Annotated in this window: 23 protein-coding genes; 9 read left to right on the top strand and 14 right to left on the bottom strand. The window is 63.4% G+C overall.

All coding sequences use genetic code 11. The features are described 5' to 3' along the window. Nucleotides 1-231: 231 nt before the first annotated feature. Nucleotides 232-597 carry a hypothetical protein gene (locus M1E17_RS00585; protein ID WP_457964696.1) on the bottom strand — a complete coding sequence of 122 codons (366 nt, stop codon included), beginning with the start codon at nucleotides 595-597 and terminating at the stop codon, nucleotides 232-234. 130 nt (nucleotides 598-727) lie between these two features. Between M1E17_RS00585 and M1E17_RS00590 the strand changes: the two genes are divergently transcribed. From M1E17_RS00590 to M1E17_RS00600, 3 genes are all read left to right on the top strand, one after another. Next, nucleotides 728-1,189 carry a DUF4238 domain-containing protein gene (locus M1E17_RS00590; RefSeq protein ID WP_457964698.1) on the top strand — a complete coding sequence of 154 codons (462 nt, stop codon included), beginning with the start codon at nucleotides 728-730 and terminating at the stop codon, nucleotides 1,187-1,189. Between the two features lie 214 nt (nucleotides 1,190-1,403). Further along, a complete protein-coding gene (locus M1E17_RS00595) occupies nucleotides 1,404-1,994 on the top strand; it encodes an SMI1/KNR4 family protein (RefSeq protein ID WP_457964699.1) in 591 nt (196 codons plus the stop codon). Between the two features lie 154 nt (nucleotides 1,995-2,148). Beyond that, nucleotides 2,149-2,331, top strand: a complete 183-nt coding sequence (locus M1E17_RS00600; RefSeq protein ID WP_457964700.1) for a hypothetical protein — start codon at nucleotides 2,149-2,151, stop codon at nucleotides 2,329-2,331. Nucleotides 2,332-2,478: 147 nt separating this feature from the next. On the opposite strand, the gene M1E17_RS00605 is transcribed toward M1E17_RS00600, so the two are convergent. The 3 genes from M1E17_RS00605 to M1E17_RS00615 all read right to left on the bottom strand — a co-directional run bounded on the left by M1E17_RS00605 (nucleotide 2,479) and on the right by M1E17_RS00615 (nucleotide 4,129). Beyond that, nucleotides 2,479-2,922 carry a hypothetical protein gene (locus M1E17_RS00605; protein WP_457964702.1) on the bottom strand — a complete coding sequence of 148 codons (444 nt, stop codon included), beginning with the start codon at nucleotides 2,920-2,922 and terminating at the stop codon, nucleotides 2,479-2,481. 158 nt (nucleotides 2,923-3,080) lie between these two features. Further along, nucleotides 3,081-3,542 (bottom strand): Imm10 family immunity protein, encoded by a 462-nt coding sequence (locus M1E17_RS00610; protein ID WP_457964704.1) that lies wholly within the window; start codon nucleotides 3,540-3,542, stop codon nucleotides 3,081-3,083. Nucleotides 3,543-3,829: 287 nt separating this feature from the next. Then, a complete protein-coding gene (locus M1E17_RS00615; RefSeq protein ID WP_457964705.1) occupies nucleotides 3,830-4,129 on the bottom strand; it encodes a hypothetical protein in 300 nt (99 codons plus the stop codon). 471 nt (nucleotides 4,130-4,600) lie between these two features. Here M1E17_RS00615 and M1E17_RS00620 point away from each other — a divergent pair, with 471 nt between their 5' ends. From M1E17_RS00620 to M1E17_RS00635, 4 genes are all read left to right on the top strand, one after another. Then, complete coding sequence (locus tag M1E17_RS00620; protein ID WP_457964707.1) at nucleotides 4,601-4,744, top strand: hypothetical protein; 144 nt, start codon at nucleotides 4,601-4,603, stop codon at nucleotides 4,742-4,744. 111 nt (nucleotides 4,745-4,855) lie between these two features. After that, nucleotides 4,856-6,589, top strand: coding sequence for a choline dehydrogenase (betA, locus tag M1E17_RS00625; protein ID WP_457964709.1), 1,734 nt, complete (start codon nucleotides 4,856-4,858; stop codon nucleotides 6,587-6,589). A 31-nt stretch (nucleotides 6,590-6,620) separates the two neighbouring features. Beyond that, a complete protein-coding gene (locus tag M1E17_RS00630; protein ID WP_457964710.1) occupies nucleotides 6,621-8,174 on the top strand; it encodes an aldehyde dehydrogenase family protein in 1,554 nt (517 codons plus the stop codon). A 120-nt stretch (nucleotides 8,175-8,294) separates the two neighbouring features. Next, a complete protein-coding gene (locus M1E17_RS00635) occupies nucleotides 8,295-10,022 on the top strand; it encodes an APC family permease (RefSeq protein WP_457964712.1) in 1,728 nt (575 codons plus the stop codon). A gap of 182 nt (nucleotides 10,023-10,204) precedes the next feature. Here M1E17_RS00635 and M1E17_RS00640 read toward each other — a convergent pair whose 3' ends face one another. From M1E17_RS00640 to M1E17_RS00660, 5 genes are all read right to left on the bottom strand, one after another. After that, complete coding sequence (locus tag M1E17_RS00640) at nucleotides 10,205-11,107, bottom strand: glycoside hydrolase family 43 protein (RefSeq protein ID WP_457964714.1); 903 nt, start codon at nucleotides 11,105-11,107, stop codon at nucleotides 10,205-10,207. An 84-nt stretch (nucleotides 11,108-11,191) separates the two neighbouring features. Continuing rightward, nucleotides 11,192-13,666, bottom strand: a complete 2,475-nt coding sequence (locus M1E17_RS00645) for a carbohydrate binding domain-containing protein (RefSeq protein ID WP_457964715.1) — start codon at nucleotides 13,664-13,666, stop codon at nucleotides 11,192-11,194. A 49-nt stretch (nucleotides 13,667-13,715) separates the two neighbouring features. After that, nucleotides 13,716-14,624 (bottom strand): carbohydrate ABC transporter permease, encoded by a 909-nt coding sequence (locus M1E17_RS00650; RefSeq protein WP_457964717.1) that lies wholly within the window; start codon nucleotides 14,622-14,624, stop codon nucleotides 13,716-13,718. Continuing rightward, a complete protein-coding gene (locus M1E17_RS00655) occupies nucleotides 14,624-15,499 on the bottom strand; it encodes a carbohydrate ABC transporter permease (protein WP_457964719.1) in 876 nt (291 codons plus the stop codon). Before M1E17_RS00655 ends, M1E17_RS00650 begins: the two co-directional genes overlap by 1 nt. A 79-nt stretch (nucleotides 15,500-15,578) precedes the next feature. Continuing rightward, entirely contained in the window at nucleotides 15,579-16,886 is a 1,308-nt protein-coding gene (locus tag M1E17_RS00660; RefSeq protein ID WP_457964720.1) for an ABC transporter substrate-binding protein, read from the bottom strand. A gap of 361 nt (nucleotides 16,887-17,247) precedes the next feature. Between M1E17_RS00660 and M1E17_RS00665 the strand changes: the two genes are divergently transcribed. Beyond that, nucleotides 17,248-19,215 carry an alpha-L-fucosidase gene (locus tag M1E17_RS00665; protein ID WP_457964722.1) on the top strand — a complete coding sequence of 656 codons (1,968 nt, stop codon included), beginning with the start codon at nucleotides 17,248-17,250 and terminating at the stop codon, nucleotides 19,213-19,215. A 116-nt stretch (nucleotides 19,216-19,331) separates the two neighbouring features. Here M1E17_RS00665 and M1E17_RS00670 read toward each other — a convergent pair whose 3' ends face one another. Beyond that, nucleotides 19,332-20,342 (bottom strand): LacI family DNA-binding transcriptional regulator, encoded by a 1,011-nt coding sequence (locus M1E17_RS00670; protein WP_457964724.1) that lies wholly within the window; start codon nucleotides 20,340-20,342, stop codon nucleotides 19,332-19,334. Between the two features lie 118 nt (nucleotides 20,343-20,460). Between M1E17_RS00670 and M1E17_RS00675 the strand changes: the two genes are divergently transcribed. Continuing rightward, nucleotides 20,461-21,387, top strand: a complete 927-nt coding sequence (locus M1E17_RS00675) for a hypothetical protein (protein ID WP_457964725.1) — start codon at nucleotides 20,461-20,463, stop codon at nucleotides 21,385-21,387. Here M1E17_RS00675 and M1E17_RS00680 read toward each other — a convergent pair. From M1E17_RS00680 to M1E17_RS00695, 4 genes are all read right to left on the bottom strand, one after another. Further along, complete coding sequence (locus M1E17_RS00680; protein WP_457964727.1) at nucleotides 21,371-22,186, bottom strand: universal stress protein; 816 nt, start codon at nucleotides 22,184-22,186, stop codon at nucleotides 21,371-21,373. The genes M1E17_RS00675 and M1E17_RS00680 overlap by 17 nt on opposite strands. Nucleotides 22,187-22,399: 213 nt before the next feature. Continuing rightward, nucleotides 22,400-23,398: a fumarylacetoacetate hydrolase family protein gene (locus M1E17_RS00685; protein ID WP_457964729.1), complete on the bottom strand. Its 999-nt coding sequence runs from the start codon at nucleotides 23,396-23,398 to the stop codon at nucleotides 22,400-22,402. A gap of 12 nt (nucleotides 23,399-23,410) precedes the next feature. Further along, nucleotides 23,411-24,496, bottom strand: a complete 1,086-nt coding sequence (locus M1E17_RS00690; RefSeq protein ID WP_457964731.1) for an amidohydrolase family protein — start codon at nucleotides 24,494-24,496, stop codon at nucleotides 23,411-23,413. Beyond that, on the bottom strand, nucleotides 24,493-25,617 hold the full coding sequence (locus M1E17_RS00695) for an FAD-dependent monooxygenase (protein ID WP_457964732.1): 1,125 nt from the start codon (nucleotides 25,615-25,617) through the stop codon (nucleotides 24,493-24,495). Before M1E17_RS00695 ends, M1E17_RS00690 begins: the two co-directional genes overlap by 4 nt. Nucleotides 25,618-25,624 lie beyond the last annotated feature (7 nt).

Raw genomic sequence — 25,624 nt, forward strand, 5'->3', positions numbered from 1 at the left:
AGCAAGTGGACCCGGCCCGAGGGCGGTTTCTACCGCTCCCGCAGCCAGAAGCAGGCAGCCGCAAAGGCCCAGCGCGTGGCCGAACGGCGGGCCGCACAGGAACGCCGTGACCGGGAACGCGCCGAACGTGGCCAGTACACACTTCCAGCAGGAGGCTGGCGATCACTGCGCTACCAGGACCACGCCGCGCAAAGCGGGGTTTGCCGAGCACGATAGAACCGGTTGCGGGGTTCAGTCCTGTTCGTCAGGCGAAAGAACTTCAATGCTGCGGTCGTTGCCCGCCTGTATTGTCACGACGACGCCACTTGACCAGTCCGCCATTCCGGCCTCGACTTCGGACTTCAGCGCGCTGAGGCGCTCATCGTCGGGCGCATACTCTTTGGTCGTCGAGAAGTCGATTCGGCACCATGGCCTCATCCCGCCGTCGCCCCAAGTGCTGTTTATGGATGGCGCGGACCCGATGGACTTCTCGATGACCGGAGAGAGCTCGTTCGCAAGATCATCGCAGTCGCCGGATGCGAAGTAGTCGCCCACACAGCCAGCCAGCAGTGGGGTCAGCAACAGAAGCAGCCCACCGGACGCGAACGCGCGTTTCATGCTCCGACCATAACAGTCACGGCTCCTACCGAAAGAGATCCAGGACGCGCGGGCGCCCACCCTCACGGTGCCCAGCAGCTGTTCGTGATCTCGGTAGTGACACGGGACGGCGAAGTACTCTCAGCCGAAGATGCTGTGGAGTCGCCCGTGGGTGCTCTACCGGTTCTCGGCCCGGTTGCTTCTGACTTGCGATACTCCCGTCAGCCTCATTCCACATCAGCAAGGCACGATGGCTGATGAGGGCGGACCGGAGGGAGGTGTAGGTCTCATGACTGCCTGGGGCATCACGTTTCCTCTCACCCGGAAGATAGGTCTTTTGCTCGTCAGCCCTGATGAACTCATTGGGCACGTGGCCGGAGACGAAGTTGCGACCGGCCGCTTTGATCTCGCCCAAGCTCCGTCGACAGCAGCAGCCAATTTGTTCAATGACGCCACGATCAGGAACGCCCGCCAATGGATCTTCCACCACCCGGACGACTCGCACCTTGTGCCGGACGACCTGCCCGAGCCGAGAAATAGGGAAATGGAAGTGATCGGCGGACCCGTGGAGTTCTCGGGAAAACCACTCTTCGGGTCACTCCCGCCAGAGTAACCCTGCCATGAACGGAATCGGCGGTTCCGAGCATAAGACCTTCAGGCAGCGACACGCCGTGTGACTTTCGGCGGTAGATGGCGGCTTTTTTACGCCGCTATTTGTCGTATGGCGCTGCCCGCAAGGGGATCCTTCAACGGGCAGGCTCTGAGATTATTCTGCGTGTTGGTGGTGACGCGCAAGACAAGGCCATCGCACCAGTAGCGTATGGATCATGAGTGACCTTCTGACCAAATACGCCCTTGAGCGACTCGACGTTGCCTTGCAACTTGCTCGAGTTCCTACCGCTTGGGAGCTGCTGAACCCTGGCATACCTAAAAGCCAGGTCAGGGAGGCCGTGTCCTTACATGGCCTCCCCAATAGCCCGGAGCTCGAAACGTTGTATGAATGGCACGACGGTACGGGTTCCGGTTCTGGGGCAGCACTCTTGGGAGACCTGTGGCTCATACCCGGGTTTTATCTGCTCTCATTGGATGAAGCCATCACAAACTATGCCGCCTTTAGAAAGGACCAGCGCTGGAACCAGAACTGGTTTCCAGTGTTCGCAGACGGGGGTGGGGACTTCTACGTAATCGACTTCGCCAACGCTCCCGCTCGCGTTGTCCGTCATTTCCGTCTTGAGGAGGTGGAACACCCTGTCGAGTACGGATCTCTCGCAGCAATGATTGACACGTTCGCTGCAGCCTTTGCATCGGGGGCGATCTTTGTCGATGAAACCGGGTACGTTGGCGTGAACGACGAGGCTTTCAATGCCATCGCTGCCCGGATGAATCCGGACATTCCTTGGTGGACTGATTCGGTGTGATTTCGCTAATATCACCGGGATCCTGGCATTGGACCGCCCCGAGGATCGATCACCGTACTCTTGGTGCCCATTAGCCGAACCTCTACTAGGACGGTTATTCAGGTACACAATTGAAGGTAAGGGCTGACGAAGCACGGTGATGAAGGAGGGCCCGATGAGATTCCCCTTCCAGTTTCTGTTCTTGGCCTTCTCAATCGCCATGACCTACACATACATAATCCTCAGCGAGAATGCTGACACATTGGACCGGCGGGCCCTGTCCGGGGCGATCGGAGCCGGCATGGCCGTCGTCGTCGTAGGGTTAGTGATCTTCTGGATGCTGGGTATCTTACGATAGGCCCGAGTCCCCGCCCGCCGTTGGACCCTTCCGGGCGCTCACCACCCAACCAAACACAGCGAAAAATTTACCGCCCGCAAGCCGAACCTCTACCGGGCGGGCCGAGTTCTGCTCTGGGCGCGGCTTTACAAGGAGGTCGACTTCAATTCACCTTAGTGAAAATTGGTCTGTTGCAGGTGTGTAGCGAAGGACCGGCGCGCCACTCGAACCTTCGTCTCTAATCACGACATCTCGACCAAGCGTGGTTCCGAGCTTTCTCATCAAGTGGGCCAGGCCGTCCACTTTGGCCTGGTTGACTAGTTCCCGGAGGTCGATGTCGAAAAACACGGCGTGCGGCCCGGGGAAAAAGTTGACGCGTACGCCGTCGACGGGCCAAACGGCAAAACTCTCAAGTTCAGCGAGACCGTGTCTATTGGGCGGGAGCGGTGAATGGCCATCACTGGTTGACAGCTCCCAGCCGCTGCGGTGCAGCATCGCAAACACATCATCCCAGTCGTGTTCTGTACTTCCGAGTACCTCGCCATCAGGGAGCACGCCGGGGTCGTCCCCGAAGGCCTCACGGAAGCGCGCCCAATCAAAATCCGATGTCATGGCACAATCATGGCGCAGGTCGTTCAGAGGTCGTTAGCTCGCTGCGTCGGGACACGTGATAGCCGTGCCCGTAAGCCGGTCGATCACCGCATCCTTGGTGGCCCGGTAGCCGAACCTTGAGCGGACGCTTTTCTTCGACTGAAGGGGCCCCTTGGGAATCACGTCAGGAGACCGCCGAGGGCGGGACCGCGTGGCGAACCGAGCACCTGGCGCAAGCCAGTCACGAGCACATCTAGGGATGCCGCTTCCAGCTCGAGCTGGAGCTCGAGCGTCGAGTCGGTGAGCCCGAGCTCCGTCAATCGATCCGCAGGAAAGGTCAAGCGAAGGCGTTGCCCAGAAACACTCGCCGAAGCCAAGCATCCGTAGGCCGTAGCTCCGGTGGGCAGTACCAGGCAATAGGTATCAAGACCAAGCCGGCGATCCTGGTCGTCCGGGTCGAGCGGCCTCTGGATTTCCAATTGCCAGGTAGGCATATCGGCTCGATTGGCAAGCACGACCGCCTCGTAGCCCAGGTCTTCTTCGATCACGTGCTGCGCGACGCGAGCGACGATACCGGGGTTGTGGTCAATGTGGTCCAGCACGCCAAATCCCTTCAGGCCATCAGAAGAAAACGAATACATCAGTGCGATCCACACTAAGCCCGAGGTGTGAATCGCAGCGGTAGTCGTTGTTATGTCACCTCCGATAAATGCCCCCACTGGGCACGTAAGCCCATCCCCTTGCGGGCTACCCATGCGCCAAATAGCGCTGTGAAAACGTCGCCGATTACTGCCGAAAGTGTCCGTTTCAGGAGTCGTTTGCACTGGATCCCGCGTAAGTACAAAACGAGTGCAGTGGACTGTTGACTTAGGTTTGTCAGTCCCGTGCACCGCCCTGATTCTTAGTTTTCCCGAGCCCGTATCGGACGTCAAAGCCAGCGGACGGCGTGCCCCTCCATTCCGATCAGGTCAAGGCCATCGGTGGTTTCTACGCCATGGGCAAACCGTACCAAGATAGCGCCACCCTGCATGCGCTCGAACTCAGCTTGTATCCACAGTTCAAGCGGGAACGTCGACGCCGCCGTGATGTTGGCTCTGGTGAGGACAGGGACCTTCTCAACGATCCGATGAGTCCGACCCTCCGCGTCGACAAGGTCGACCTCGATCCATCCCGGGAAGTCGTCGTCTGCCCATCGCACCGCAGTAGCCCGAACGATCACATGCGTCATATCGCGATTGTTTCACTGGATCCAGTGGAGGGTGAGCAAGTCAGAGTACAGATGACAGGCCGCCGTGCCAATCCATTGCGGGGGAGGGGGCTTCCGAGCCAGGGTGAGATCAGGTCCTGGGGTGCCCGTAAGCCGGTCCTCGACCGGCCGCCGTTCAGACAAATTCAGCGTGCGTCAAAATCCCGGCATTCCTGAGTTCTCAGATTCCCGTAAGACCCGCCCGCAAAACTGCCCGGTCAGGGGGCCCTAAACGCTACACTCGCGCTTGCTGGAACACTTTTCCGCTGACACCGAAAGCGTCCGCCCTGGCGTCGCCGTGCCCTGGCCTTTCCATGACTTACTGCCCGTCACAATTAGCCCCCGCTGGGGCCTTTGGGCGTCCAGTTCACCCCGCTGTGTTTCATCGCCGTTAAATCTTGAACACTTGTTCAGTCAAACTATTGAACACTTGTTCAAGGTGCACTAGTCTGCATGAGTATGACCTACACCACACCACGTGGCCGCAGTTTCAACAGCATGGCCGGCGGCCCCGGCAGCGCAGCCGGTCCCCGGCAACGCACCCGGCACACCCAGATCAGCATCGGCCTATTGCCGGTAACGGTGCGCATCAAGTAACGCAGGAATTTCAAGGCTTTTCCGGGGCTCGGCGATGTACCGCCAGCCCCCGCATGAAGGACCATCAGCCCCAGCGGCTGTTCTGCACCAGGTAGAAGGAGAGTTTTCAGCATGACAAAAACCCATTACGACTACGTCATCGTCGGCGGCGGAAGCGCGGGTTCCGTGCTCGCCAACCGGCTGAGCGAAGGAGGCCAGAGCAGCGTCCTGGTTCTCGAGGCCGGACGCAGCGACTACCCCTGGGACCTTTTCATCCAGATGCCCGCCGCGCTGACGTTCCCCAGCGGCAACCCGCTGTACGACTGGCGCTACCAGTCCGATCCTGAACCGTACATGGGCGGCCGCCGCGTGGCCCACGCCCGCGGCAAGGTCCTGGGCGGTTCCAGCTCCATCAACGGCATGATCTTCCAGCGCGGCAACCCCCTCGACTACGAGCGGTGGGGCGCTGACGCCGGCATGGACACGTGGGACTTCGCCCACTGCCTGCCCTACTTCAACAAAATGGAAAACGCCCTGGCAGCGGACCCTGACGACGAACTCCGCGGGCACGACGGCCCGCTGGTCCTGGAACGCGGTCCGGCCACCAACCCGCTCTTCCAGGCGTTCTTCAAGGCCGCCCAGGAAGCCGGCTACCCCCTGACCGACGACGTCAATGGTTACCGCCAGGAGGGCTTTGCTGCCTTTGACCGCAACGTCCACAAGGGCCAGCGCCTCTCAGCCTCCAGGGCGCACATCCGCCCCAACGCAGGCCGCCAGAACCTCACCGTGCTGACCAGGGCGATGGTCACCAAGGTCAACTTCAAGGGCACCGTTGCCACCGGCGTCACCTACCGCCGCAACGGCCAGACCCACGTGGTCAACGCCGGCGAGGTCATCCTGTCCGGCGGCGCCATCAACACCCCACAGTTGCTGCAGCTGTCCGGTGTGGGCGAAGCCGGGCACCTGAACTCCCTGGGCATCAATCCCGTGGTCAACCTCCCCGGCGTCGGCGAGAACCTCCAGGACCACCTGGAGGTCTACATCCAGCACGCCTGCACCCAGCCGGTGTCCATGCAGCCAAACCTGGACCTGTGGCGCTACCCCCTGATCGGCCTGCAGTGGCTGCTGGGACGCAAGGGCCCAGCGGCCACCAACCACTTCGAAGGCGGCGGGTTCGTGCGCTCCAACGACGACGTGGCCTACCCCAACCTGATGTTCCACTTCCTGCCCGTGGCGGTGCGCTACGACGGCCAGAAGGCGGACGCCAAGCACGGCTACCAGGTGCACATCGGCCCCATGTACTCCGATGCCCGCGGCACCCTGAAGATCAAGTCCACCGACCCCACCGTCCACCCGTCCATGATCTTCAACTACCTCTCCACGGAGCAGGACCGCCGCGAATGGGTGGAAGCCGTCCACGTGGCCCGCGACATCCTGGGCCAATCCGCCATGATGCCCTTCAGCGGCGGGGAGCTCTCACCCGGACAAAGCGTCAGGACCGACGCGGAAATCCTGGACTGGGTGGCCAAGGACGCCGAAACCGCCCTGCACCCCTCCTGCACCGCCAAGATGGGCCCGGAGTCCGATCCGATGGCCGTGGTGAACCCGCTCGACATGTCCGTCCATGGCACCCAGGGCCTCCGCGTTGTGGATGCCTCGGCCATGCCGTACGTAACCAACGGCAACATCTACGCGCCCGTCATGATGCTCGCCGAGAAGGCCGCCGACCTGATCGCCGGGAAGGCACCGCTGGCCCCCCAGCACGCCGAGTTCTACCGCCACGGGATCTCTCCCCTTGAAAAGGACGGCACAGAGCGTAATGGCGCCGGTACTGCAACTGCACCTGCCCGTAAGGCAAGGGCCTAGGCATGATTGATGGACTGGAGAAGGAGAAACAATGACCGCCACCGTTGAGCAAATCCACCACGTCGGGAAAGGCCAGGAGGCCATTAAGGGCCTGTACTTTGACGGCGCCTGGCAACAGACATCCGACGGCGGGACAACAGTTGTGCGCTGCCCGGCGGACGGGCGCGAGGTGGCAGTTGTCGCCTCGTCAACCGTCGAGGACGCGGAGCGGGCGATCGCCAGTGCCCGGGCAGCGTTCGACGGCGGCGCGTGGCGCCGGCTGACGGACATCGAACGCGGCGAGGTCCTGCTTCGCATCGCCGGGCTGCTTGAGCGGGACAAGGCGGCTTATGCCCGGGCCGAGGCGCTGGACACCGGCAAGCGCCTCGTTGAGGCGGAATACGACATTGACGACATTGCCGCGTGCTTCCGTTACTACGGCAAGATAGCGGGCCTGGATGCGGGCAGGGTCATCGACACGGGCCGGGCGAACGCCATCAGCCGCGTGGTTTACGAACCGCTTGGCGTCTGTTCCCTCATCGCACCATGGAACTACCCGCTACTCCAGGCGGCCTGGAAAGTGGCACCGGCACTCGTCGCGGGAAATTCCTTCGTGCTCAAGCCCAGTGAGCTCACGCCGTCCACCTCCATCCTGCTCATGGAAACGCTGGCAGAGGCCGGGGTTCCCGCCGGCGTCGCAAACCTGGTCACGGGACGCGGATCGAGGGTGGGTCCTCTCTTGAGTTCGGACCCGCGTGTGGATCTCGTCTCCCTGACCGGAAGCCTGGCCACGGGCCAGACCATCATGGCGGCCGCCGCGGAGACCGTGAAGCGCGTCGCCTTCGAGCTCGGCGGAAAGAACCCCAACGTCGTCTTCGCTGACGCCGACTGGGACTCCGCCATCGACAATGCCCTGACAGCTGTGTTCCTGCACTCCGGCCAGGTCTGCTCGGCAGGGGCGCGACTGGTGGTCGAGGAGACCATCGCGGAGCGCTTCGTTGCCGAAGTGGTGGAACGGGCGAAAAACATCCGGATGGGCGGGCCGTTTGATCCCGATGCAGAAACGGGTCCGCTCATTTCCGCCAAGCACCGCGAGCAGGTCCACGCCTATGTCCAGGCCGGCATCGCGGAGGGCGCTGAGCTTCTGTGCGGCGGCTACATCCCCGACGACGGGACGCTCGCGGACGGATTCTTCTACCCGCCCACCGTGCTGGGCAACTGCCGCTCGGGTATGAGCGTGCTGCGGGAGGAGTCATTCGGCCCGGTGCTGACCGTTGAGACATTCCGGACCGAAGCCGAAGCCGTTGCCATCGCCAACGACACGGAGTACGGCCTGGCGGGGGCGGTGTGGACTTCGGACGCGTCAAAAGCGCAGCGTGTTGCGGGCGCCCTCCGGCACGGAACAGTATGGATCAATGACTACCACCCGTACGTCCCGCAGGCGGAGTGGGGCGGTTTCGGCAAGTCCGGCATTGGCCGTGAACTTGGCAGCGCGGGCCTCAATGAATACCGCGAGGCAAAACATATCTGGCAGAACATCCAGCCCGCACCCAGCGGCTGGTTCGGCTCATCTTCGGACGGAACGGGGGCGGGTCCGGCCGAATAAGCAACGGCAATGGGGGAACGGCCGGGTGCTGCCCAGCGCGGTGCCCGGCCCTGATATAAACCCGCGTCCAATGGCGGCCGCGGGTCATCACCATCGTGCTTTTCTCACTTAGGAGCTCGGATGTTAGAACCCACAAAGCGTGCAGACGCAAGCGGCATGGACGAATTCGGCTATGCCCAGACACTGGACCGCAGCATCGGCAAGTTCGCCAGCTTCGCGGCAGGAGTCAGCTACATCTCCATCCTCACCGGCGTATTCCAACTCTTCTACTTTGGCTTTTCCATGGCCGGCCCCGCCTATGCGTGGTCCTGGCCCCTCGTTTTCGCCGGCCAGCTGATGGTGGCGCTATGTTTCGCTGAGCTGGCCGGCCGCTACCCGGTAGCCGGCTCGGTGTACAACTGGGCCAAGCGGCTCTCGTCGGGGACATTCGCCTGGCTGGCCGGCTGGCTGCTGCTCATTTCCTCGATCGTGGCGCTGGGAGCCGTGGCCCTTGCACTGCAGCTCACCCTGCCCCAGATCTGGTCCGGTTTCCAGATCATCGGCGACGGCACCGGCACCTACGATTTCGCCCTCAACGGCGTGCTGCTCGCCAGCATCATGATCTCCATCTCCACCCTCATCAACGCCTTCGGCGTGAAGCTGATGACCCGAATCAACAGCATCGGCGTCTTCGTGGAGCTCGCTGCCGCCGCGCTCCTCATCCTGGCCCTTGCCTGGCATGTGGTGCGGGGACCGGAAGTCCTTTTCAGCACCGAAGGCTACGGCATGGACCACGACCTTGGCTTCTTCGGGGTGTTCCTCATCGGCGCCATGGCCTCCGGCTACGTGATGTATGGCTTCGACACCGCCAGTTCCCTCGGCGAGGAGACGAAGGACCCGAAGAAGACTGCCCCCAAGGCCATCCTCCGTGCAATCACGGCGTCCTTCATCCTCGGCGGCCTGATTCTCCTTGGCGGACTCCTGGCCGCCCCCGACCTCAACGACCCCAAGCTGGGCGCTGCCGACGGCGGCCTGCAGTACATCGTGCTCTCCGTGTTGGGAGGCCCCTTCGGGAAGGCGTTCCTGGTGTGCATCGTCGTGGCCGTTATCGTCTGTACCCTGGCCGTTCACGCCGCCGCCATCCGCATGATGTTCGCCATGGCCAGGGACAACAACCTGCCCTTCAGCCGCCAGCTCAGCAAGGTGCATCCCGAGCGGAAGACGCCCACGGTGGCGGCCATCGTCATCGGAATCATCGCCATCATTCCGCTGATCGTCAACGTCTCCCAGCCAGCGATCTTCACCATCCTTTCCAGCATCAGCATTGTCCTGATCTACCTGTCCTACCTGCTGGTTACCGTTCCACTGCTCCGCAAGCGGTTCCAGAAGAAGTGGCCTCTGGCGGACGACAGCACGGAGCCGGGCTTCAGCCTGGGCAAGTGGGGGCTGCCCGTGAACATCGTGGCGGTGCTGTGGGGCGGCGCCATGACGCTGAACCTGATCTGGCCACGCCCGGAAATCTACAACTCGGTGCCCCCGTTCGAGTGGTACCTGCAGTGGGGCGGCGTCCTGTTCGTCGGCGCCGTCACCGGAGGCGGCGCGCTCCTTTACCGGTTGAAGATCAGGCACCAGACGGGTGTGCTCGCCGCCCACGCGGCACCCGCCCCGGCAGACCCCTCCCAGGGCTCCGCCGCCACAGGATCCACGGTTGCCCCCGAACTGGCACTGGCCCCTGTCCATGCCATGTCGGCACAGTCCTCTTCGGAAACGGACGTCTCTTCGGACACGAACGCCTCTTACAAGGATGGAGAGCTTCCTGACGCGCTGGCAGTCCAGGGTGCAACGTCAGGGAAAGGTCCGGGGTCGTAGTTTGGCCGCCTTTGAGGACTGAGCACGACGGCGGGGCGGCGCCGCCCCGCACGAGCATCCCTTCACCAAGGTCCGGTGAAGGGATGCTCGTCCGGCGTCGGAGATCATTACGGCATGGCCACCGGGCTCGGTCGCGCTGATGCCGGCCTCGCGTTGAACCGAGGACTGTGATTGAGGCAGTGCTATAAATGGGCCGCACTTCGTTCAGCCGTGCTGCCGGTTTCGAAGCCGGCGATTTCGATCATTTTGGTTCGTTCGTTGGGGAGGTCGTTGGGGTGGTGGAAGACGAGGATGGATTGGTTGGGGGAGGGATGGAAGAACATCCCGTGCCCACCGTCTTCGGCCCACAAGGGTTCGGGGTCGTGGTCCCAGGGACCTTCGATGGTGCCATTCTTTGACCGGGCCAGGCCCATGGCGTAGCCATCTTTTCCGTGGCTGGACCACAGCATCACTAATTCCCCGCTGCTGGTTCGCTGAAGAAAGGGCCCGTCAGTGACGTAGTTGGGGGTTTCCGGGGATCCCTCAGGGAGGGGAGTGCTCCAGGCAGCTTCGGAGGCGTTGAAAAGGAAGAACGGCAGGCCGATTGCTGTCTTCAGGTCCGGAGAGAGGCGCTGGGCGTAGATGGCGCCGTCGTTGATCTGGAGCCATTCGTGGCAGAAAACCATCCATGGCCGGTCCGCTGTGTCGATGTAAAGGGTTCCGTCCAGGCATGCCCAGTCTGCGGGAGTGACAGGCCCGTCGCTCCAAGGCAGGTACGGCCCGGTTGGTTCGTCGGCCTTTAGTACCTGGGTGCCGCGGTGGCCGTGGTCATCAGCGAAGGTGGCGAACATGAAGAAGCTGCTGTTGTATTCGTAGACCTCCGGGGCCCAGAACTGTGTGGTGCCCCAGAAGTCCAGGGGCGGGAGGAACGCGGAGATGGGCCCGTCCCAATCTTCCATGTCAGAGCTGGTGTAGCAGTCAAAGCCGGTTCCGGGGCCGGTCCAGGGCTGATCGTCCGTGGTTCCAAACAGGTAATAGGTGGACCGGCTCGGCAGGTGCAGGATGAACGGGTCTCGGATGCGGATGTTGCTGAGCTGCTGCGTCATGCGTGCTGTGTCTCTCGTGTGGAAGGGCAGGTGTGAGTGCGCGGCCAGGAAATGAGGGGTCCTGGCCGCGCACTGCAGGGGTGGTTAGCCGATGCGCGTCAGCCGCAGGTCATCGCAGGCGCCGGCACTGGATCCGTTGTTCTTGTAGCAGTAGATGCTGGCGCTCGTGACGTTCGTTCCGGCGGTGAAGCGCACGCTGGCGGGGGCGAACGCTGACCCGCCTACACGCTGGTACGTTTCGGCTGAGCCCATGTCCTTGACGCCGAGGGCAATCTCTTCCCCCGGTGCTGCGCGCAGGAAACCGGACAGCACGTAGCTGGCGCCCGGGACCAGGCCGGTGATGCTCTGGTTGGCACCGCTGTTGGCGGCTCCGGTCAGCAGGCCGTAGGTTCCGGTGTTGGCCGCTGAGGTTGCCGCGGCTGCGCCGCCTCCGCTGAGTGTCCAGGGGGCCAGGGACCCGCTTTCGAATCCTGGGTTGTTGGCCAGGTTCGCGGGGGAGGAGATTGCCTGGACTGCGAAGTTGTCGCAGTGTCCTGCTCCGCTGCCGGTGTTCTTGTAGCAGTAGATTGTTGCGCTGGTGTTGGAAGTACCTGTGGTGAAGTACGCCGTCTGCTGCGCCCACGCGGTTGAAGTGGTGCGGACGTAGGTTTCGGCTCCACCAAAGTCCTTGACCCCGAGTGCGATCTGGTCTCCGGCCGTTGCAACCTTCAGGGAGGCAGTGAGCATGTAGGTGGTGTTCGGGCTCAGCCCGTTGATGGCCTGCTGGATGCCGCTGTTGGTTGGGCCCGTCTGCACCGAGGTGGTTCCTGCCGCTGGTGATGTCCCGGTGGCCTGGGACGTGGTGCCATTGCCAGAGGTTGTCCAGGAGGACAGGGTTCCGGTTTCAAAGCCGGGGTTCGAGACCAGCGTCCCGGTGCTTTCGAAGGCGCCGACGGTGGGCTTGGAGGGGAGGGGTGTTCCGGTAAAGTCCCTGCCGCCATTGTTCGCGATTGTCACTCCGGCGTTGATGGCCGGGGAGGAGGGCCGGATCTTGAACGAGGCGGACCCCGAGGAGGCCTGGGCTGCGGTGGGCAGCGGCCCGGAAAGCTGCGGGTCCAGGATGATCGTTCCGGAGTTCGCCGGTTCGGTGGAATGCCGGTTCCCGTACATGAAGTTGTTGGCGTAGGTGGAGCCGCTTGTTTGGACGTAACCGCCGGTGCCGAAGTTTTCCACCAGGTTGTTCCGGAAAAGGAAAGACCCGGAGGCGTTCACGCCGCTGCGGCTGCCCACCACGTAGGTACCCCTGTTGGAGGGAATGAAGATGGTGTTGTTGTAGATGTCCGGCTGGGCGGTGCTGCTTCCGGATCTGTTCGCGATCGAGCCAGCGAAGTGGATGACGTCCCGTGGCCCGTTCCATGCAGGCTGCAGGGGACAGCCGGTGGTGTTGGCGTCGTCTTCACTGACGTTGTAGCGGACCACGGTGCCGTCGGAGGGGACCCGGGAGGTGGGCTCGTTGGAGACGCTGATCGGCGGCATGATGAGGATGAAGCCGCCGCGGTTGTTGCGGCCGTAGTTGTACTGGACGGTGGTGTTGTGGTTGCCCCAGTCCACGTCGAAAGCCTGACCGTCGGCTTCGTTGACGTTGCACACCACGCTGTTGCCCTGGACAAGGGTGTCGTTGGACCCGGCCATCCAGATCCCGGCCGAGGCGCCGTTGCAGTACTGGCCGCTGGGCGGGCAGGCGTTGATGGACTTCGCGCCACCAAAGGCTGTGTCGTTGCCTTCGATCAGGGCTCCCTGGCCTTTGACGACCAGGATGTCGTCGCCGCCGGAGTAGCGGATGGTGTTGCGCTGGATTTTCACCCCAGTACTCAGGCCCGTGCCTACCCCGTCATGATCCGGGGTGACGGCGACGGCGATACGGTCAACGTTCTCGAAGGTGTTGTCGCTGACCTGGATGTCGTTCCAGGTCGAAACGGTGCTGGTGTGGTTCGTTTGGATGCCGACGCCGGCGTTGGTGGAGTACCAGCCGCCGGACCAGCCGCTGATGTTGCGGATGGTCATGCCGCTGATCTTGAGGTGGTTGAGCGTGGTACCTGAAGAATTGATGGCGAGGATCCCGGAACGGTAGTCGGGGCTGCTGGCCTGGTTGCGCAGTTCAAGGCCGCTGATTTCCCACTGCTGGACGTTCTGCAGCAGAATCACGGCACCGGTTGCTCCGGCGGCGTCGAGGATGGGTTTTGCCCCCGTGCCGTAGCTGCCCAGGAGGATGGGGTTGCCGCTGGCGCCGGACCCTTTCGCGGTGAGTTGGCCGGTGCAGGAGGTACCGGCCCGGACGTTGATCCTGTCGCCCGCCCCGAAGGTCACGGCGTTCACGGAGCTCAGGGCGTTCCATGGGGACGCCTGCGTTCCTGAACCGTTTGTTGATGCCGAGCAGTCAAGGTAGTAGCTGGTGTTCAAGGCACTGGCGGGAGCGGCTCCTGCCAGGCCTGCTGCCGCGCAGATCGCCGTAGCGGTCAGTGTGGCCAGCAAGTGGACACGGGAGGGCCTTCGCCGAAAGCGGCGTTTGGTCAACGGCATTGTCGAGTTCCTTTCATCGGGGGAGGTGATGCAGGGTGGTGCGGGATGGCTACTTGACGGCGCCCATGGTCAGGCCGTCCACGACCTGGCGCTGCAGGAACATGAAGACGACCAGCAGCGGGGCGACGCCCAGCAGGGCTGCGGGGAACAGCACTGTCGGGTCAATGGAGTAGGTGCCGATCAGCGAGTAGGCGTTGACCATCACGGTCTTGAAGGCTGGGTTCTGCAGGAAGACCAGCGGGATGATGAGGTCATTCCAGATGGCGAGGGTCAGGAACGTCGCCAGAGTCGCGGTGATCGGGCGCAGCAGGGGGAAAAGAACTGTGAAGAAGATCCGGACGGGGCTTGCGCCGTCGAGGGCTGCTGCTTCCTCAAGCTCGATGGGGATCTGGCGGAAGAAGCTGGTGTAAAAGAAGATCGCCACAGGAAGGTTCAGGGCGGCGTAGGCCAGGATCACGCCGACGTGGCTGTTCAACAGGCCAAGGTCGCGCTGAAGCAGATACAGGGGTGCGATCAGCACGAAGACGGGGATGGTTGATCCGGCAATGAAAAGCCGGTACACCCATGAGGTCCAGTTCCTCGAGACACGGGCCAGGGGATAGGCGGCCAACGCCCCGAGGAGGATGGTGGCCAGCAGGGAGAAGACCAGGATGACGATGGAGTTCAGCAGCCCCGGTCCGTAGTTCATCTTCTGGAAGACCGCTGCAAAGTTCTCCAGCGTCAGCGAGGACGGGAACCCCAGCGGGTCGTTGGCTACGTCCTGGCTGGTCCTGAGGGACGTTAGCAGGGTGAAGAAGAACGGAACGATGATGGCTGCCACAACTATGACCAAGGCGATGTTCCCTGCCCAGTAGGCTCCGGCACCGCCGGCGCGGGAACGTTTGGGGAGCGGGCCCGGGCGCTGCGGCAGGGGCTCAGCCCTGAGGGTGGCCTGTACTTCTGTGATGGGGGCGGTCATTAGATGAGGTCCTCTCGGCGCCGCAGGAGCGTTTGGGTTCCGGCGGCGAGCACGACCACGACGACCAGAAGGATGATGGCGATGGCGGTGCCGTAGGCGAAGGTGCCCTGGCCGCCGAAGGTCTGCTCGTAAATCAGCAGGCTGAGAGTGGTTGATGATCCGGCCGGGCCGCCGCTGGTCATCACCAGGGGCAGCTCGAAGACCTTCAGTGAACCGATCAGGGACAGCGTGACGTTGACAGTGAGAGCGGGGGCCAAAAGGGGCCATTCCACGTTGGCGAACCGCCGCCATCCCGAGGCGCCGTCCACCCGGGCTGCGTCCAGGAGCTCCCCGGGCAAGCCGCTATAACCGGCAAGGAAGATCGCACAGGAGTAACCAGCGAACATCCAGATGTTCACCACCGCGATGGCCCAAATCGCCGTGGAGGGATCCCCGAGCCATACCCGGGTCAGGGAATCAAGACCCACACTGCGCAGCATGGTGTTGATCCCGCCGTTTGGGGCGTAAAGGTACGTCCACACGAACGCAGCCATAACTGCGGACATCAGCGTGGGCAGCAGAACAAGGATGCTGGTCAGCCGGCGTACCCGGAACCGGTAGTACAGTGCCCGGGCCAGCCACAGACCCACGCCGTTCTGAACGACTACCACAACCACTGCGTAGAGCACGGTGCGGAGGAGGGCCCCGGTCACCACCGGGTCAGCGAAGGCGTCGACGTAGTTCTCGGCTCCAATGAATTTCCCCGGGTTTCCAACCTTGCTGTTGGTGGTGCTGAGGGAGAACCCCTGAAGCAGCGGGTAGATCACGATCAGCACGTAAAGTGCCAACCCTGGTGCGAGGAAGAGGAAGGCCGTCATAGGCCGGCGATGGATCACGGGTATACCTTTGGAAGTCGAAATGGAAGCCGGGACGGCGCCGTACGAAACAGCGCCGTCCGCGGTAAGTGGGCTGCGGTTACTTCATGTCCCGGAGCTTGTCGAGGTTCGACACGTACTGGTTGACGTCCACCTGGCCGAGCCAGAGTGACTGTGTTTCCTGCTGCATCTGCTTCTCCCCGGCAGCTGCGAACCAGCTGTCTGAGGGCAGGATGTGGAAGCGCCCCGCGTCGACAGCGGCCACGAAGTCCTTGGTGGCGAGGGTGCTGGGGGTCTTGCCGTCCTTGAACGGGGTTACCGCGTTTTCAGCCTCCACAAACGGTGCAGCATTGGTGCTGTCCGACCAGAACTCCACGTACTCCTTCGCGGCGTCCTTGACCTTGGACTTGGCGTTGATGCTCCACATGGTTCCCACAAACAGGTTCGCCGAGGACTCCTGGCCCTTGTCGCCGGCGGGCCATGGGATGAACACATTGTTGATGCCGGCCTTGGTGACGGCGGACTGGTTCCATGCGCCCTGGAACCAGAAGGCACTCTTGCCGGACGTGAAGTCGGCCAGGCCCTGGCCCCACTCATCGACGCCAAGTTCGGTTGAGAAATCAACAAAGCCCTTGCTCTGGAGCTCCATCATCTGATCAGCCGAGCTCTTCCAATCACTGAAGGAGGATGACCCATCAAGGAACTTCTTGTCCCAGTCAGCATCATCCTGATAGACCTTGGTGGCCGCGATCGCGGTGACGACCGACGCGCCGGTCCAGCCGCCCTTGTTCGGCAGCGAGAGCGGGGTGATGCCCGCGTCCTTGAGCTTCTGCAGTGCTGCTACGAAATCAGGGTAGGTTGCGGGGACCTCGTTCACCCCTGCCTTCTTCAGCAGATCCAGGTTCGCGTACAGATCGATGCCTATCAGTTCCATCGGCAGCGCGTAGGTGGTGCCTTCTTCCTGGATGAAGGGGCTCACTGCCGGGATCACCGAATCGGACCAGTCACTGCCGCCAAGATCCTCCAAGTACCCGGCAGAACCCCAGTCCTGGACCTTGCTTGAGTCCGTCATGATGACATCGGCGCTGTTGCCGGCGAGGAGTTCAGGTTGAACGCGCTGGGTGTAGGAATCGTTTCCCGGAACGTATTCGAACTGCACGTCAATTTCCGGATGCGCCTGCTCAAAGGCGCTGTTGACCTTCTCCATGTTGGCCGGTTCAGCATCGCCGCCCTTCCACCCATATACCTTCAGAACAGTCTTGCCATCACTGGAGGTCGCGGCTCCGGACTGTGAGGAACAGCCCGCTACGCCAACCACCGAAGTCAACGCGATCAGGGCTACAGCGATACGACCGGCACGGCGGACCTTCGCGTTGACTGTGGCAGGCGCCAGATACTTCGAATTCATAATTTCTCTCCTTCGAGATTATTTGTCACGTTCCAAACCCAAAGACGGCGTCCACTGGCGCATTCTGAGTACGGGGAGATTTGTAGCGTTCCAAACGGTTGCTTCTAGCCTTGGGGGGCTGTTGAATGGCTAGTGATGGTTTGCACCGTTCCAAACCGTGATCTACATCATGATTGCGCATCGGCCCCTTGTCAAGAAACATCATATGTTATGACGATTGCTCGGCTCTCAGTTGTGGCGCCCTCCGGGAACGTGATCCTATTGACACCCTCAAATTTGCCCATAACATCGGATGTATCGCTGAAAACTTGTTTGCGCTCACAGTGCTGGTGCGGACCTTTATCAAACTTGGAGCTAGACATTGACGTCACGAAATTTTGGCCGCCGGCACTTTCTCGGCGCAGCCGGTGCCTCGGCTACAGGTCTGCTGGCCACGTCCGCCGGCGGCGGAATATCACCAGCCACAGCAGCTGAGGTGCTGACAACAGCTACCGGGTGGGATACACAGGATCTCCTGCAGAAGCTGATGGACATGCGTTTCGGTATGTTCAACCACTTCAACCTCGGCACCTACACCAACCAGGAATGGGCTGCGCCCAATCAGAATCCCGGGATCTTCGCACCGCCGTCGGTGGACACCGATCAGTGGGCCGACGTCGCTCTCGCGGCAGGGATGAGCTACGGGGTGCTTACCACCAAGCATCATGACGGATTCGCGCTGTGGCCCACCAAATACGGCAGCCAGAACGTCATGAACTCCGGCTACAAGCGCGACGTCGTCAGGCAGTACGTGGACTCGTTCCGCTCGCGCGGACTGAAGGTGGGCTTCTACTTCTCCATCTGGGACCGGACCTATCCCGTGCAGGCCACCGGCGGGTACCATGTCAACGACCCCGCCGCGGGTGTGGACTTACCCCAGATCACCTTTGTGCTGAACCAGATCCGAGAACTGCTCACCGGCTACGGCGAGATCGAAGTCCTGATGCTCGATGGCTACGCCTGGCAAATGGGCCACCAACAGGTCCCGATGCAGCGGGTCCGCGACCTGGTCAAAACCCTCCAGCCCAACTGCCTCATCATCGACATCTGCGCCGTCCTCACCCCTTGGCTGGCCGACGCGATCTTCTGGGAAGAACCCTTCGGGATCACCGCGCCGGCCGGAAACACGTGGGCCGGGATGCAGGGCCAGACCATCAGCAACGGCTGGTTCTGGCACCCCTCAACCCCCACGGAAGGACTGATGTCCAAGGACGCCATCATCACTCACCTCACCGAACTCGAATCGAGGTGGACCTCGTTTATTCTCAACTGCCCACCCAACCGGAACGGCAAGCTGGACCCCAATGTGGTGGCCCGCCTCGCTGAAGTCGGCGCGGCCTGGGCCCCCAACGCGGCACGCGGCGCACTCCCGGCGCAGCCTCTCCGTGCCGAACACCTGATCACTCCCGTGGCGGCCTACGCCTCCGCGTTCCGCGATCCCGAACCCCCGTACTTCGCGATCGACGGACGCGCCGACAACAAACTGCAAACCTGCTGGTCCACCTGGCCAGGCACCGGCGAACTCACCGCTCCAGTGTCCATAACGCTTGATCTGGGCGGAATCTACACCGGTGTCAGCACCCTGGAGTACCTTCCCAAGCAGTGGAACCGCGCGAACGGCACCGACGGCGACGTGACCTCCTTCGAGATCTCCACAAGCACCAACGGCGTGACATTCACAACCGTCGCGTCCGGCACCTGGGCCACCGGCCCCACCCCGAAGCTCGCCCAGTGGGCCCCGGTCACAGCGGGGTTCATCCGGCTCACCGCCAAGGCTGGCTCCGGCGGTTACACCAACGTCGCCGGCCTGCGGGTGGGCGGCCGCACCGCAAAGCCTGTCCGGCAGTCGTTCGCCATCGCTCCCAACCGCGCCTACAAACTCATCAATCCCGCCACCGGGAAGGCACTAACCGTACTCAACGGCTCCACTGCCAACAGGGCCGCCGTAGTCCTTGCCCCCGACACCAACGCCGCGAACCAGCGCTGGACGCTGACCGCCGACGTCGACGGCTACTACAAGCTAAGGGACGCCAATAGCGGAAAGGTCCTCGAGATCGGTTTCCGCTCACGGACCATCGGCGAGAAGGCAGCGATCTATTCCAGCGCCGACGTCCTGCAACAACAATGGGCAATAACACCATTAAGCATCGGAAAAGTCGCCCTCACCAACCGTTTCTCCACCTACGCCCTCGGCCTGACCGCAGCAGCCACCACTGACGGAACCACCGCGGAGCAACAGCTCTACCGTGGCGCCGGCCACCAGCAATGGACGCTTATCGACGTCACGTAAATCAAGTCCGTCCTGACACAAGCAAGTGCGGCCGTTCCAGGTTCACCCGAAACCGACCCCGTAAGGGAGAACGGTGAGTTGCCGCACTGGTCCGGGGCTCCGAAGCCCCGGACCGGTCAGGCGCCGGTGGATGACCTTACTTCCAGCCGGAACGGAACGTCCACCTGCTGGGGCGGGGAGAGGGGGTCGTTGAGTCTGGCGGTGAGGAAGGCGAAGGCCTTGTCCATCATCCAGGTCCGGTCGATGAACACGCTGGAGAGTCCAGGGTTGGCAAATGACGCCTCCTCGATGTCGTCCACCGCAATAATGGCCACCTCGGCGGGTACTGCGATGCCGCGCTTCGCCAATGTTTTCATGGCCCCCAGGGCCAGCAGGTCATTGGCGCAGAAGACGGCGTCGATTTTGTCCCCCCGCTCCAGGAGGGCCTCCATAGCCGCCTCGCCATCTTGGCGCGTCCAGTCCTGCACGTAGCCGATCGGTGTTGCTTCAGCGAGTCCGGCTTCTGCCAATGCCTTATGGAACCCTTCTTCTCGCTCGGAAACGACGAAGGGGTCCCCGGTGTCTTTGTGTCCGATCATGGCCACATGCCGGCGGCCCTGCTCAATCAGGTGCTGGGTGGCCAGCTTGGCGATGGCCACTGAGTCGATTCCCACCCGGTCCACGCTCTTGAGCTTGGAACGCTCGCCGAGCAGGACCAGGGGCATCCCGCCGCGCCGCTCCTCGATCTCCTCATCCGTGATGGTGGAGGGGCTGAAAATCAAGCCGTCAGCGGCCCCAAGGTTCCACGCGTCGGCAACCTCCCGCTCACGCAGCAGGTCATTATCTGTCTGCTGAACAATGAGCCGGAGTCCGTGCCGCGAGGCAGCGGCTACGGCAGCCCGGGCGACCTCGGCGAAATAGGGCTGGGCGAAGTTTGGTATCGCCAGGGCCACCACACCGGTACTGCCCGTGACCAGGTTCTGTCCGATAGCCAACGGCCGGTACCCGAGCTTGTCGATGGCATCGTAGACCCGCTTCCGGACCGACTCCCGAACATGAGGCTGGTTCCGGATCACATTTGATACGGAACTCTTGGAAACACCCGCCTCGGCGGCGACATCATGAAGGGTGACACGCCCTCGAACCATTACACACAACCTTTCTGCTGGATCGAGAGTATCAACAGTTGGTGGAACGTTCCATATGACACGGCCATTGCTGAAGGACCTCATGACGCAGGGAAAATCCGCGGTCTAGACTACAAGGATGAGTCACTCACAGCTGGCTCCGCGGATGCATTTCGTCACCGCTTCGGCTGTCCTGCTGACGCTGCTGGCTTCACTTCAGGGCTGCAGCAGCGATGGCGCGCAGCCAGGGCCCGAAGTAAGCGCCACTCCTGCCCTCACGGCCTCCCTCAACCAGTTCAGGGACAACTACAGCAAGCGGATCATTGAAATCCAGCTCACCAACAACACCGCCGATCCTGTCACAGTGACGGACGCGGAGCTGGACAGCGCCCTGTTCAGCTCTGGCATCAGGTGGCACGCTCCCGCCGAAGGCACCGTGCTGCCGCCCAAGCAGCCCAAGAGCCTGCCCGCCCAGCTGCCGGAGCCCAGCTGCACGGAAACAAGCGGGGGTACCGGGACAGGCAGCAACAGCCCGGACACCCGGCCCACCGTACGTGTCAGCACCCGCCCCGACAGCCACGGGGCCGGGCCGCTTACGGTTGAGGACCCGTTTGGGGTCCTTGCCCGGAACAACAGCGAGATGTGCCTGGACAAGGCAGTTCGTGAGATTGCCGCCTTCCAGCCGTCCCCCGAGCTGGTGGTCGCAGACGACGGGACAACCGCCGTCGTGCGTGTCCTTATCGTCCCCAAGCCGGCTCTTGAAGGGCAGGAGGTGCTGAGCATTGACCGGATCGACGGCACAACGCTGATTGCGGAGGACGCGGCCCGGCCTTGGCCGCGCGGTGTTCAGGTATCCGCTGGCGGTCCACCGGTGGAGCTGTCTCTGGCCATCCGCCCGGCGCGCTGTGATCCGCACGCTGTGGCAGAGGACAAGATAGGAACGCTGCTGCCCTTCCGCGTCACGGCAGGCGGGCGGAACGGAGTCCTCAAGGTCGACACCGGTGACGTGCTCAGGCACCGCATTTATGACTTCGTCACTGCTGCCTGCGCTACCTCGCGATCATGACGTTGCATCGCGCGTGGGTCAGAACGTAGGTCAGCGTTCCCTTATGTCCTTCGCGCCCGTGGGCACCCAACACCAGAAGCGCCGCGTCCGCTCCGGCCTGAGCCAGCACAGCCGCCACGTGCTGGCCGGAGAGAAGCTCCTCCGATACCGCCAGATCCGGGTTGAGCTCCTGCGCCCGGAGCGCGGCGTTGTGGAGGACGTCGCGTCCATGGAACTGCGAGGGAGCATGCCGCCCCTTCGGCAGCTGCGGCTCAACGTGGACAATCCGCAGCTTCGTCTGCAGGGTCTGGGCCACCATGACAGCCTGCTCCAGGACTTTGCTGCTCCTCACCCGGCCGTCGAGGCAGGCGACCACGGGTTTTCCTTCCTCAGGTGCGGCCCGGACCACCAGTACGGGGCAGGGGCACGCCCCTGCCAGGTCAACGGAAACAGACCCCACCAGTTTGCCGAGGAATTTGCCCAGGCCGCGGCTGCCAACCACCAGCAGGTCCGCATCAAGGGTTTCCTGGCGCAGGACGTCGGCGGGCAGGCCGGCAACCATTCGCGGTTCGAGCTCCAACCTGGGTGAGATCCCGCGCGCAAGCTCCACGCCCTCGGCCAGAAGATCCTCGGCCGCGCGGCGAAGGCCGCTGTCCGCCACGCCCTTCACAGGACCTACATGGTGGGTGAACATGGGCCAGATCCAGGCATGGATGATACGCAGCACCGCCTGGGACGACGCGGCGTATTCCGCAGCCCATCGAAGGGCCAGCTTGGACGCATCCGAGCCGTCATATCCGACCGCCACCCTGGTTCGCATGGCCGGAAACTCCTTCCTTAGGTTCGATCCTGGACCCGGAATCCATTTACTAAAACATCAGGGCACCGCTGAAACTTCCCGAAAGGGTACGTGGCGCAGGGCGTCAGCGACGGACTTTGCCCCGCCGTGGCCTGACTGGCCGCCGTCCACCGGGATCTCGGCCCCTGTCACGTAAGAGGACAACGGTCCGAGCAGGAAGCTGGAGGGAGACCATCAGGCCCCGGAAGGAGCCGCAGATGCAACCCGGTTGCGCGGCCGCCGCCGGGCAGGAACCCGGGTCACCGCCTCCCGCCGGGCACCCACCGTGTTCTCGATGGTCCCGATGCCTTCAACGGTCATGCGCACCACGTCGCCGGTCTTTAGTGGCGGGGGAGTCTTTGAACCATTCCGGCCCCAGAGCTCGGCGAGGCAGCCCGTGCCGCAGGTGCCGGAGCCCAGGACGTCGCCTGGCCGTACCACCGAATCCTGCGACGCGTACGCCACCAGTTCCGCGAACGGCCAGCCCATGTTGGACAGCAGGTCCTGCCCGATGGCTTGCCCATTGACCTCGACAGCCATGGAGATGGGCAGGAACCCTTCGGCATCGTGCCGGTCCTCGAACTCGTCGGCAGTGACGATCCAAGGGCCCAGCGTGTTGGCGAAGTCCTTGCCCTTGCACGGCCCGAGGCTGACCTTCATTTCGCGGCGCTGCAGGTCCCGCGCGGACCAGTCATTGAGGACGGTGTAGCCGAAGATATGGCGGTGCGCCTCCTCCGCGGTCAGGTTCCGGCCGCTACTTCCGGGAACGCGTCCGACGACGGCGGCCACTTCCGTTTCAAAGTCCAGGTCCGTACAGCCGGCCGGAATACCGATCACCTCGCCGGTGTCGGTCACCGTGTGCGGGTTGGTGAAGTAGAACGTGGGCGCCTCGTACCATTCGGGCACCACGCCGGCCACGCCGTCGATGCTCTTCCGCACCCCTTCAACATGCTCCTCGAACGCCACGAAGTCCCTGATGGTGGCGGGCACCAGCGGGGCGAGCAGGTGCACATCAGCCAGCGGAACAGCAGGGACGGAACCAATGGTCTGCCCGGCAAGATTCAGGGTTTCCGTGAGTCCTGACTCCAACAGGGTCTGGACGCCCTGGCCCGCGGGCAGGGCGTAGCAGCTGACGCCGTCTACGAAACCGGACTGCGTCCCGCCGTCGTGATTCCAGCGTGCAATCTTGACCATGGCGAAGGTTCCTTAGGCTGTGCGGCGGGCGGGGACTGAAGCGGCCGTGATGCCCAGCGCGGCGGAGTTTCCCGCCAGGACCTGGGCTTCATCCGCTGCTGGCAAACCGGCGTCACGGACTTCCCGTACGGGATGGTCGGAGCCCATGTCGAAGGGGTAGTCCGAGCCGAGCAGCACCCGTTGCGGGCCGGCGGCGGCCACCAGCGCTCGCAGCTCGGCGGCACTGTGGACCAGTGAGTCGAAATAGAGCTTCTTTAGGTAGGACGACGGCGGCTGGGCGCAGCCGTGTGCCTCCGGCCGGACCCTCCACGCGTGGTCGGAGCGGCCCAGGCTGGTGGGAAGGTAGCCGCCGCCGTGTGCGGCCAGGACTTTCAGTTCCGGGTGCCGGTCCAGGACTCCGCTGAAGATCAGGTGGGACAGGGCCACGGCGTTTTCGGCTGGCTGGGACACCGTGTTGGCGAGATAGAACCGGTCCAGTCGCTCATCCAGTGAGCAGCCGAAGGGGTGCAGGAACACGAGGGCGCCCAGCTCCTCCGCCCGGCTCCAAAATGGTTCGAGCCGGGCGTCGGAGAGCTCGACGGTGCTGCGTGCCGGGTTGTCCGGCGTTGCCGCGAACGAGCCGAGTTCCACCCCGAGCAGACCGCATTCCAGCACCGCGTGCTCCAGGGCTTCCACCATCAGCGCCGGGTGCTGCAGCGGAACCAGGCCCAGGCCGTTGAGCCGCTCCGGCGCCCGGGCAACGAACTCGCGGACCGCCTGATTGGCGGCCTTCGCCAGCTGCAGGGCCAGCTCCTGGCCGGCGAAGTAGTAGAAGTGCGACGGCGACGGCGAGACCAGCTGCACGTCCACGCCCTGGGCATCCATGTCAGCAAGCCGGCGGTCCAGGTCTGTCAGCTGCGGCCAGCGCTCCTGGATCATCCGGCCCGAGGCGGCCATCGATTCCGGTCCGTTGCGCCGTACCTCCAAGCCCTGCTGCGCGCCGAAGCCTTCGGGATCGGCCTCAGCCACCAGCTGCTGCAGGGCCGGAAGCAGGATGTGGGCGTGGACGTCCACCGTGGGTGCTTCTTCCCGAAGTTCTTCCAGAGGGCGGGTGCTCATGCGGGCTGCTTCAGCATGGTGGAGAGGGAGTGCATCAGGCCCGGCACATCGGCGTCCCGGACGCCGTCAAGCATCCACTGGCCCAGCTGGACCGAGCCCTGCACCACGGTGCGCGCCCGGTCCAGGCGCCGGTCGGAGAACTCCTTCCAGAGCGTCTCCGTGATGTGGTCGGCGTTGATAAGCAGCTCAGCCAGGACGGCGGCGTCCTCCAGGGCCATGGCGGCGCCCTGCGCCACCGTGGGCGGGCAGCTGTGCGCGGCGTCCCCGATGATGACGGTCCGGCCCCGGTGCCACGGTCCGTCCACGATGTGGCTGGTGAACCTCGTGTAGTTGATGTTTGCCGTGTGATCCAGGTTTTCGCGGATTTCATTCCACGGGCCGCCATAGGCTGCGGCGAGTTCAGCCATGATGCGGGGGCCGTCCTCGTGCCGGCGCTCCTGCGCCTTTTCGACCAGGAAGGCGTAGATGGTGTCCGGGCCGGTGGGGGTGTACCCGGCAATAAAGCAGGGCCCGCCGTAGGTGAGGTCGGTGCGGACTACCTCCTCCGGCCGTTCCACGAACGCCCGCCAGATCCCCATGCCGGTGCCAACGGGCTCCACGTCGATGCCGATGGCCTTGCGGACAGCGGAGTGCAGGCCGTCGGCGCCGATGAGGAGGTCGTAGGTGGCGGAGGCACCGTCGGCCGTGCTGACGGTGACGCTGCCGCCGTCGTCCGTTACCCCCGTGACAGTCTTTCCGTACGTGATCACGGCGCCGGCCTGCAGTGCGCGCTCGCGGAGGATGGCGGTGAGGTCCGGGCGGTACATGCCCAGGGTGGCGGGCAGGTCCTCGCCCCCGGTCCGGATGTCCTCCAGGACCGCGATGACGGTCCCGGCGGGATCCGGGGCGCGCAGTCCGAGCGTGCTGAAGGCATAGCCCTTCGCCTCGACCTGCTCCCAGACTCCAAGCTGCTTGAAAACGCGCAGGGCGTTCCCCTGCAGGGTGATTCCCGAACCAACCCGCTGGGGTTCGTCGGCCTTTTCCAGGATTTCGACGCGGACCCCGGCGTCTGCCAGGAGGATGGCAGCGGTCAGTCCCGCGGCTCCCGCTCCGACGATTCCGACATTCTGTACTGCTGCCATCGTTGAC

The organism is Arthrobacter sp. D1-29 (assembly GCF_054130585.1).

Bases quoted from the DNA above. Each gene is read 5' to 3' on its own strand.
- M1E17_RS00615 (WP_457964705.1), bottom strand. From the start codon at position 4,129: ATGACGCATGTGATCGTTCGGGCTACTGCGGTGCGATGGGCAGACGAC.
- M1E17_RS00620 (WP_457964707.1), top strand. From the start codon at position 4,601: ATGAGTATGACCTACACCACACCACGTGGCCGCAGTTTCAACAGCATG.
- M1E17_RS00695 (WP_457964732.1), bottom strand. From the start codon at position 25,617: ATGGCAGCAGTACAGAATGTCGGAATCGTCGGAGCGGGAGCCGCGGGA.
- M1E17_RS00675 (WP_457964725.1), top strand. From the start codon at position 20,461: ATGAGTCACTCACAGCTGGCTCCGCGGATGCATTTCGTCACCGCTTCG.
- M1E17_RS00690 (WP_457964731.1), bottom strand. From the start codon at position 24,496: ATGAGCACCCGCCCTCTGGAAGAACTTCGGGAAGAAGCACCCACGGTG.
- M1E17_RS00645 (WP_457964715.1), bottom strand. From the start codon at position 13,666: ATGCCGTTGACCAAACGCCGCTTTCGGCGAAGGCCCTCCCGTGTCCAC.
- M1E17_RS00650 (WP_457964717.1), bottom strand. From the start codon at position 14,624: ATGACCGCCCCCATCACAGAAGTACAGGCCACCCTCAGGGCTGAGCCC.
- M1E17_RS00660 (WP_457964720.1), bottom strand. From the start codon at position 16,886: ATGAATTCGAAGTATCTGGCGCCTGCCACAGTCAACGCGAAGGTCCGC.
- M1E17_RS00685 (WP_457964729.1), bottom strand. From the start codon at position 23,398: ATGGTCAAGATTGCACGCTGGAATCACGACGGCGGGACGCAGTCCGGT.
- M1E17_RS00635 (WP_457964712.1), top strand. From the start codon at position 8,295: ATGTTAGAACCCACAAAGCGTGCAGACGCAAGCGGCATGGACGAATTC.
- betA (WP_457964709.1), top strand. From the start codon at position 4,856: ATGACAAAAACCCATTACGACTACGTCATCGTCGGCGGCGGAAGCGCG.
- M1E17_RS00670 (WP_457964724.1), bottom strand. From the start codon at position 20,342: ATGGTTCGAGGGCGTGTCACCCTTCATGATGTCGCCGCCGAGGCGGGT.
- M1E17_RS00585 (WP_457964696.1), bottom strand. From the start codon at position 597: ATGAAACGCGCGTTCGCGTCCGGTGGGCTGCTTCTGTTGCTGACCCCA.
- M1E17_RS00595 (WP_457964699.1), top strand. From the start codon at position 1,404: ATGAGTGACCTTCTGACCAAATACGCCCTTGAGCGACTCGACGTTGCC.
- M1E17_RS00590 (WP_457964698.1), top strand. From the start codon at position 728: ATGCTGTGGAGTCGCCCGTGGGTGCTCTACCGGTTCTCGGCCCGGTTG.
- M1E17_RS00600 (WP_457964700.1), top strand. From the start codon at position 2,149: ATGAGATTCCCCTTCCAGTTTCTGTTCTTGGCCTTCTCAATCGCCATG.
- M1E17_RS00680 (WP_457964727.1), bottom strand. From the start codon at position 22,186: ATGCGAACCAGGGTGGCGGTCGGATATGACGGCTCGGATGCGTCCAAG.
- M1E17_RS00640 (WP_457964714.1), bottom strand. From the start codon at position 11,107: ATGACGCAGCAGCTCAGCAACATCCGCATCCGAGACCCGTTCATCCTG.
- M1E17_RS00605 (WP_457964702.1), bottom strand. From the start codon at position 2,922: ATGACATCGGATTTTGATTGGGCGCGCTTCCGTGAGGCCTTCGGGGAC.
- M1E17_RS00610 (WP_457964704.1), bottom strand. From the start codon at position 3,542: ATGTATTCGTTTTCTTCTGATGGCCTGAAGGGATTTGGCGTGCTGGAC.
- M1E17_RS00630 (WP_457964710.1), top strand. From the start codon at position 6,621: ATGACCGCCACCGTTGAGCAAATCCACCACGTCGGGAAAGGCCAGGAG.